Here is a 9445-nt window from a genome sequence, read left to right as displayed (position 1 = left end):
GAATGGTAGACATATGGTTCACCTCGTTCTGAGAGCCTACTCTAAGCGTAGGGCTTGAGAGTGAGGCGGACCATATAATTAGCCCCAACCCTTTTTGTGTAAAAAGGATTGGGGCTTTTTTACTATTTGGTTAACGTTCAAAAGTAGATGAACAGACGTAAACCTTATCTACGCCGTTTTGAAAGTTGCCATCTGTTGATTCAGCTCGGTAACTTGCTCTTTTACTTGCAATGATGTCTCTGATGCACGTTGGCTGTTATTCGAAACCTCATCCACTGATTGAGTTATATCGGACATCAATCCAGTGATCGAATTGGTCGCATGAGATTGCTGCTCTGCCGCTGCCGCAAGTTCTGCCATTTGTTCATTCAAAGAACCAATTTGTTCAGTAGTGATGAGCAAACGAGTTACCGCTTTTTCAATGTGCTCAGCGCCCTGCTCCGCCAGTGATTGACTGTGTTCAATCTCCTCAACCACCGAATTAGTCGAGCGTTGAATCGCATTAATGATGCCGTTGATTTCTGTCGTCGATTGAGTGGTGCGAGTCGCTAACATACGCACTTCGTCCGCCACCACCGCAAAGCCTCGTCCTTGATCACCTGCACGCGCTGCTTCTATCGCGGCATTCAATGCCAGTAAGTTAGTTTGCTCTGCCAAGCCCTCAATCACCTCCGTAACTCGACCAATGGCTTCGCTCTCTTTGCTTAACTGCGTCACTTGCGTGCTCGCGGTTTCAATGCTGCCATGTAAGCTTTCCATGGTGACTTTGTTTTGCTCTAGTGCATCGCGACCTTGTTCAATCTCGCCTTTTGAATCAGAAAGCTTCTGCACCGATTGATTGGCTTGATCTAGGGTGTTACGCGCGGCTAAAGCGATTTCATCCAATTGGCTTCCCATTTCAACAATGCTGGTCTGTTGCTGTTCAACATTCGATGAAGTGACTTGCGCCGATTCCAATAAAGCCCCCATGCTGGTATCCACTTGGTGCGCTTTCTCACTCACCCCTGCCACGATGCTCGCTAACGATTGGTTCATGCGGTTAATCGAATCGGTAAGGTCTGCCAATTCATCTTTCCCAACAACGGTGAGCGGAGGCTGAGAAACGTCCCCTGAAGCGATCGTCTTTGCACGCTCCGATAAGTTTTTCACTCGACGACCAATGGTATTGCCCATGTATTTTGAAATCGCTACTGCGGCAAACAAAACCAATGCCGCAGCAATCAACATGGTGGTGAGTACGTTCTTGATCGACTGATTAATACCCTTTCCACTTTGATCAGCACGACTTTGCTGAGCCAATACGATCGTCTCTAAGCTTTGGTCTAGTGCATCCGCTGCTGGTAACAGTTCGTTCGCCATCAGCAAGTTTGATTCGTTCCACTCTGGCGATTGACGCAATGCAATTACCTGCTCTGCCAAAGGAAAGTACAGTTGCTGCATTTCTTTAAACAGTGACCACAGTGATTGGTCGTTATCGGTAAGTCTGTCGAGTTTGCTGTCGATTTCCGCCACAGACTGATTATGGTACTTAATCAAGTCGTGGTATTTGTCTAGATGATTTTGCTGCCCGTACAACAGGAAATCTCGCAGAGCAGACAGTGCATTGGCGAGCGAGGTATAACTGTCGGCGTAGACTTTAAACAAACGCTTTCTGTCCCCACCAAATGGGTTTCCTGACTCTTCGTTGATTAAGCTTTGAAGCTGATCAAGTGCTACTTCTGCAATGGGTGCCGCTTCGTTAATAAAGAGGTTGTGCGCGGGTAAGTTCTCATCACTGTGGCTGAGCTCAATCAACTTGTTTAGAGAGACTTTTACCGCGTCCCACTGGCTTTGAATCGCTTGAAAATCCTGTTCAGAGATCAAAGCCTGCAACGTTGGAAGCGACTCGTCTGTTGACGCCATGATATTGCGTACGTCCTCACTCAGACGTGCGCTCGCCTCTTCATCGCCACCTAGCAACATGTAGGCTCGAATAGAAGACAGCGACGCTTGAACGGACTGTTGGATACCGCGGCTGGTGTCGACGGTCGGTAAATCGGATTTAAGTAATGAAGAGGCGTATTGCTCTACGGTGGTGACGTTGCGATACGTGAATACCGCTGATGCCATAAAAAGTACGGCTAGCAGCACAAAACTGAGCTGCAACTTCCCTGATATCGTAAGGTTCATCCATAAACTCCTGAGAACGATGAGCCTTAAATATAACGATGTTTGCAAAAATGTTAAATACAGGTATCAAAAGTTACTAAGAAAACCATGTAAACCACTATTTCAAGCCAAGAAATGGGACTTATTCGAAGTATGGTATGCGCTCACTACGTAAAATCAGATAATTAACGTAAGTCGTTTCTAAGCAGTCTTGCTCCCACAGCGAAAGAATCCGCTTGGTGGCAAAATAGTAATCTTTATTACGCAGTAGCACGCCCACCGTACGACTGAGCTGCTCAAAGCGCTGTTGCTCATTAGCAGAGATGTAATTGTCTTTATTTTGAATGATGGGCGCCAATCCATCGGCAAACCAACTGTTCAGAATTTCACGCATCTCTAGTTCTGACTCCGGCACATCCATACACGATAACTCACGATGCAGTGGCGGCGGTACTATGTACTTTGACGCTTTTGGCGAACTGACATAACGGTACATGTCGCTCCTCCTTGTAATTCACTCTTTAACTAACTAAGAATACTTTTTTCAATTTCCAAGTTTTTTCTACAGCTCATAGAAAGAAATCCGACAAAAAAGCCATGCAAAGTTGGCTCTGCATGGCTTTGGTTTGGGCAGCAATGACACTGCCCTCGTCTATGGTTGGTTACATTGAGCTTTGATCGAAATCGTTGCCTTGGTCAGTACCCGTTTGAGTATCCGAGTCGAAGCTGCCAGAGTCATCCGTGAAGTCAACACCTTGATCTTGACCACCTGCACTTGTCCAGTCGCTGCCGCCAGATTCCATACCCGCCATGTCTGGTTGCTGATCTTGAGCAGAACCTTGCATGGTGTATTGATCATCGACTTCAACTTCAACTGTGTCACTCGCACCTTCTACTGCGCTACCCAATTCGTCGTAACCTTGGAATTGGATTTCGCTCGTACCTTCGTAACCTTCAGGTAGGTCAACCGATACTGGTTGGTTCAGGTTGCCACTTAATGTGAAGCTGCCATCGCCATTATCCAGTGCGTTGCTTACCGATGCACCATCAGGTAGACCGGACATTTCTGCATAATCCACCGATTCGTTACCACTGACCTCATCTGGAACCGAGATAGAAATGGTATCGCCTGGTGCTGCAGTCACATCGGCTGCGCTCTCCTCTTCACTGTCTGCACCGTTTGCTGCTTGCTCTTCAGGTTGTTGCGCTTCGCCAACTTGCTGCTCTGCTGATGCTTGAGCAGTTTGGATTTGTGGCTCGTCGCTTTGCGCTGAATCGTCCGCAACTTGGATGCTCAGATTCTGAGTCGATACTTCACCGTTATCGTTGACCTGAACATCCATAGCCAAATTGCCATCGAAGTCATCGTTCGGCCAGTATGTCCACTCTTCATCACCTGATTTCGCGAAGAAACCTGCATCGTTTGCATCGGCGACATCCAACACTTCTGCTGAAGGGCTAATGCCAAGCTCATCAATCAACTGTGCTTCCGTTAGTGTTAGTGAACCATCATCAGCGAGTGCGTAGCCTTCGCTGGTAGTAGTTTCACCTTCACCTTGGATGTCGACATTAAAGAAGCTCTCAATGCGGTTTTCACCGTCAGTTGCAATAAAGCCAACTTGAACATCTCCGGTGTAGCCTTCTGCTGGTGTGAATTGGTAGTTACCTTGGTTATCGGTCTCTATCACACCTTGACCTTCCATTAGGCTCACTGACTCAATGCTCAAGCTGTCGCCTTCTGCATCGCTCAAGGTCGATAGCATGTCATCATTGGTGAACGACAAGGTGCCATCCGCTGCCATTTCTGTGGTAGAAATGCTGTCGATTTCTGGAGAAGCATTCTCTTGTGGTGCGTCTTCTTTCACGACCACACCTGTTTGCTCATCATGAAGCACACCGTCTTTATCAATCACGTAAGCGATATCCGCTTCACCAGTAAAGCCTGGTGCTGGATTGAATGTCCATGTGCCATCACCGTTATCGACAATCTCACCTTGGCTGCGATCAGCTAGGTGAACGAATTTCACTTCATCACCCGCGTCAGCGTCTACGTTTTCTGCCAATCCGATTAGGTCATCAGCGGTTAGGATAACTGCTTCACCCGCTAGGGTTTCGAAGTCACCTGAATCGATACCATCTTCGAACTCTTCTGGCTCATCGCCATAATCCACCGTTGTTGCGGTCACGGTTACGAAGAACTCGCCATTAAAGTCAGCCGGAGGCGTCATTTGCAGGTCTGAGATATCCCACTCGTTCAAGTCGATGTATTGACCCGGCTCCGTAATGGTAATGGTGTTCACACCATCCGTAACTTCGAAGCCAACAGGGAAACCAGTCATCACTAGGTTACTTAGCGTTTCTGAATCGTCGATTAGACCGACATTCAAGCCTAGGTGACCTGTTTCGTCCTCACCGAAGACTAACGGACCATCATGGTCGGTTGTGATGACTGCGCCATCCGCAACAGGGCGAACAAACACTGGTACATCAAGTACCGTCTCAAACTCACCGTCACTTACCACAACTTGCAAGTCAGAAACACCTGCAAAATCGCCTGTCGGTGTGAATGTCCAAGTACCGTCACCGTTGTCTGTTACCTCACCACCATCTTCACCTTCTGCGGTGATAATGCGTGATACGACTAGGTTTTCAGTATCGATATCGCCGAACAGGTTCATCAGGTCGCCAGCGTCGAAGGTGAATGCACCATCCTCGTCGGTTGCCATAAAGGCATTACCCACATTAAATGGAGCATCGTTGACTGGAATAACATCCACATTCAACGAGCCTTCAACCACTTCTTCACCATCCGTCGCGGTGTAGCCCAGTTCCACCAAACCATTGAAGTCTTGAGTGGTTACCAAGTGGTACATACCATCTGGCTGCTGGGTTAATGTCGCGTTTGCAGGAGCACGAACCGTGATGCTTTCTACGCTGATTTCATCACCATCAAGATCCGTAACTTGATCAGCGATGTAAGCTGGGTCAATCACCATGACCACATCTTCTTCGCCTTGCATCTGGATGGTTGGCGCTTCTGGTGCATCGTTAACCGCTTCGACGTTTAGATTGCCTTCAACCGGCGTAACTAAATCACCATCGCTGACGCCGAACGACATTGGCACATCACCATTGAAGTTCTCAGCCGGAGTGAATGACCAAGTGCCATCACCATTGTCTAGCAAGTCACCGTATTGCTCATCAATCACTAGGTCGACAGCAGACAGTTCGTCGTAGGTGTTGTCGATGTCTGTCGCGTTAGCAAGCAACATGTCCTGTGTGATAAGAATGGTGGTATCTTCAGTGCCAGCAATATTCACTGGCGTTGATTGCGGCGCATCGTTAATTGGGTTCACCGTTAGGTCAACGCCCACTTCCACGCTCGCACCATCGTTATCAATCAAGTCGAAGCTCAGGTCGATATCGCCATTGAAGTTCGCATCAGGCGTAATCGTAAAGCTACCATCTTGGTTCTCAACAACGGTTGCATTGGCTACCGCGGTTAAGTTCACTGCTTCTAGATTATCGCTGTCGACGTCACCCGCTTGAGCCAGTAACTGCTCTTGACTCAATGTGATTGAACCGTCTTCATCGACGCTGTAAGCCAAATCGCCAGATACCGGAGCATCGTTGACTGGCAATACATCAATGTTCGCGTTGGTTGTCGCAGTTGCACCGTCTTCATCAGCCACTACTACGTCTAGACTTACGCCACCGTTGAAGTTTTCATTTGGCGCGAAGCTGTAAGTGCCATCGTCATTCGCCGTTAGAATGCCGTCGCTACCACTGTAAGAGACGCTTTCTAGGCTCACGTCACCTTCCACATCGCTTGATTGCGCTAGCAGTTGCTCTTCCGTGAAGATAATGACTTCATCTTCATTGACAGAGTAACTTGTCGCACCTGCGATTGGTGGATCGTTAACCTCAAGAACGGTAATACCCGCAGTGGTTGAGTCTGTCGCACCCTCTTCATCGACAACGACAACGTCTAGGCTGACCTCGCCATTGAAGTTCTCGTTTGGAGAGAAGGTATACGTACCATCACCATTGTCTTGGAACACACCATCGTTACCACTGTAAGTCACACTGCTGATGTCTACGCCGCCTTCAATATCCGACGAATTAGCCAGTAGTTGCTCGTCACTAATGGTGATCGAGTTGTCTTCATGTACGGTGTAAGACGTGCTGCCTGCAACTGGCGGATCGTTCTCTGGCGTCACACTCACATCAATGTTGGCAGAGGTTGTATCCGTACCGTCTGACACATCGAACGTAAAGTTCACATCGCCATTGAAGTTCTCATTCGGTGCGAAGCTGTACGTGCCATCGCCATTGTCGGTTAGGACACCATCGGCACCTGTGTAAGTCACACCTTCAACTGTTAGGTTGTCACCTTCTACATCCGTCGCGCCTGTTAACAAGTCTGCGTCTGTGAAGGTAAGAAGACCGTCCTCACCCACGGTGAACGCTTGATCTTGTGGCTCTGGCGCGTCATTGACTGGTGTTACTGTTAAGTCGAGACCAGCCGCGACCACTTCTTCCCCGTCAGTCACGTCGTAGGTGAACTCGATGTCACCGTAGAAGTTCTCGCTTGGAGTAATGGTGAAGCTGCCATCCTCGTTCATTTCAACCGTTGCATTTTCATCATTGGTGCTCAGGTTGATTGCACTTAGATCGTCACCATCGATATCAACAGCGTGCTCCAGTAACTGCTCTTGAGTTAGCGTGATGCTGTTGTCTTCGGCAGTTACCGCCGCGATATCACCCGTTACTTCTGGTGCATCATTGGTTGGCGAGATATGAATCGTAACATCTTGCGTCGCTGTCGCCGTTGTACCTGTATCCACATCCGTAGAGATTGCGTTTACGGTTAGCGTCACATCGCCATTGAAGTCCGCAGAAGGGATAAACTCTAGCCCTTCTAGCTCGCCTGGTTGTAGTGACCAAGTGCCGTCCCCGTTATCAACACCAACCGATAGTGCGCTGCCTTCTGGCACATCTTCAATCAAGATAGAGAGGTTTTCTGAACCATCGGTATCGGTTAACGCAGCATCGATATCAAGCGGCACTGGCGTATCTTCGGTACCGATGATTTGGTAATCCGCGTCCGCTACCGTGATTTCGATGTTGTCGATACCAAACGATTCATCCCAAACGTCTTGATTCAAGGTTGAACCGAAGCCAAGTTGCAATTCACCATCCTCGACAGGAACCGTCAGATTGATTTGGTGAGCTTGGTCGTTCCAACCACTGAAGCCTTCGCCTTGTGAAGAGCCGTGGACAACTTCACCTACTTCGTTACCGTTAGAGTCGTAAAGCGTTGTCGTACCATCTTGAGTAAGGAACGCTGAGTTCTCCAAGGTGGTTAGCTGTTCGCCGCCGACAAAGATTTGGAACGACTCGCCATCCCAAGAATCGATTTCGTAGAAGCTAAACGAGATATTCACTTCATTAACATCACTTGGAATATCGTAAGTTTTGCTGACCGCTTCATCACCGCCAGTGCCACCAATACGACCCAGCATGTTGCCCGTTTCGAAGCCTTGTGAACTTTCAGTGTTCGCGTTCCAACCGTTCGAGCCAGACTCGAAGTTATCAGAGGCAATCACCAAGTCTGAAGCAATCGACAGCTCTGGCATATCAACCACAGATTGAACATCAATGTTCGCTTCAGCAGGAACCGTTGCGGTGCCATCGTTGACATCAAACGTCACGTTCACGTTGCCATCGAAGTTTTCGTTTGGCGCGAAGGTGTAAGTGCCATCACCGTTATCAACCAAGGTACCGCTGTCAGAAGCAACGTTTTCAACCGTTAGGTTATCACCATCGATATCACCTGCATTTTGCAGCAGTTGCTCTTCAGTGAAGGTAAAGCTTGTATCCTCTTGCGTGACGAACTGTGGCTGACCAACCGTTGGTAGGTCGTTCACTGGGTTCACAGTCAGATCGGCAGTCGCTTGAATGGTCGCATCGCCGTCCGTAATGTCGAAGCTCAGATCAATGTCGCCATTGAAGTCTGCATCCGGCGTGATAGTGAAACTACCATCATCGTTCGCAACAACGGTCGCATTGCCGTCAACTGTCAGGTTGGATGCAGTTAGGTCATCACCATCCACGTCGCCTGCTTGTGCAAGAAGCTGCTCTTGGCTGAGAGTGATAGAACCATCTTCATCCACGCTGTAAGCCAAATCACCTGATACCGGAGCATCGTTGACTGGAAGAACATCGATGTTTGCATTGGTTGCTACCGTTGTACCATCTTCATCGGTCACGACCACATCAAGACTGACGTCACCGTTGAAGTTTTCGTTTGGTGCGAAGCTGAATGTACCGTCACCGTTATCGGTGAAGATACCGTCGGAGCCGCTGTAGCTCACGCTATCAATCGCAACTTCACCTTCAACGTCAGAAGCGTTCGCCAATAACTGCTCAGAGCTAATGGTGATGACTTCGTCTTCGTTCACTGAGTAGCTGGTCGCGCCTGCGATTGGTGGATCGTTCACCTCAAGTACTGTAATACCTGCGGTAGTTGAATCCGTCGCACCGTCTTCATCGACCACGACAACATCTAGGCTCACTTCGCCATTGAAGTTCTCGTTTGGCGAGAAAGTGTACGTACCGTCACCATTGTCTTGGAACACACCATCCGTGCCGCTGTAGCTGACGCTGTCGATTGCCACTTCGCCTTCGACGTCAGATGAGTTAGCCAATAGTTGTTCGTTACTGATAGTGATTGAGTTGTCTTCATGCACCGTGTAAGACGTACTGCCTGCTACCGGTGGATCGTTCTCTGGCGTCACGCTTACGTCGATATTCGCGGTCACGGTATCCGTGCCATCAGAAACATCGAAGGTAAAGTTCACATCGCCATTGAAGTTTTCGTTTGGCGCGAAGCTGTAAGTGCCATCACCATTGTCGGTTAGGACACCATCTGCGCCAGTGTAAGACACACCTTCAACCGATAGATTATCGCCATCGATATCTGTTGCGCCATCAAGCAGATCTTCATCAGTGAACAGCAAGACGCCATCTTCACCAATGGTGAACGCTTGATCTTCTGGCTGTGGTAGGTCGTTAACTGGATTAACCGTTAGGTCAGCAGTTGCAACAATAGTGTCGGTGCCATCGTTGATATCGAACGTGATATCAATGTCACCATTGAAGTTCGCATCAGGCGTGATGGTGAAGCTGCCATCATCGTTTGCCGTGACCGTTGCATCACCGTCAACCACTAGGTTAGATGCGGTTAGCGCGTCGCCTTCTACATCCGATGCTTGAGCAAGAAGCTGCTCTTGGC

The 9445-nt window shown here is 48.7% G+C and carries 3 protein-coding genes; all 3 read right to left on the bottom strand.

What is annotated here, in order from left to right:
• Positions 1–168: 168 nt before the first annotated feature.
• On the bottom strand, positions 169–2169 hold the full coding sequence (locus VJL_RS24625; protein WP_038881956.1) for a HAMP domain-containing methyl-accepting chemotaxis protein: 2001 nt from the start codon (positions 2167–2169) through the stop codon (positions 169–171).
• Positions 2170–2290: 121 nt separating this feature from the next.
• A complete protein-coding gene (locus VJL_RS24620) occupies positions 2291–2644 on the bottom strand; it encodes a hypothetical protein (RefSeq protein WP_038881953.1) in 354 nt (117 codons plus the stop codon).
• Positions 2645–2810: 166 nt separating this feature from the next.
• Positions 2811–9445, bottom strand: a 6635-nt coding sequence (locus VJL_RS24615) for a tandem-95 repeat protein (protein WP_038881952.1), incomplete at its 5' end; no start/stop codon positions are given.

Source organism: Vibrio jasicida CAIM 1864 = LMG 25398, assembly GCF_000400365.1.
In the GTDB taxonomy this organism is placed as follows: Bacteria; Pseudomonadota; Gammaproteobacteria; order Enterobacterales; family Vibrionaceae; genus Vibrio; species Vibrio jasicida.
The sequence above is the reverse complement of the archived record's forward strand: the minus strand, read 5'-3'. Positions and strand labels throughout refer to the sequence as shown.

Coding starts and splice junctions, on each gene's coding strand:
- VJL_RS24620 (WP_038881953.1), bottom strand. CDS start 2,644: ATGTACCGTTATGTCAGTTCGCCAAAAGCGTCAAAGTACATAGTACCG.
- VJL_RS24625 (WP_038881956.1), bottom strand. CDS start 2,169: ATGAACCTTACGATATCAGGGAAGTTGCAGCTCAGTTTTGTGCTGCTA.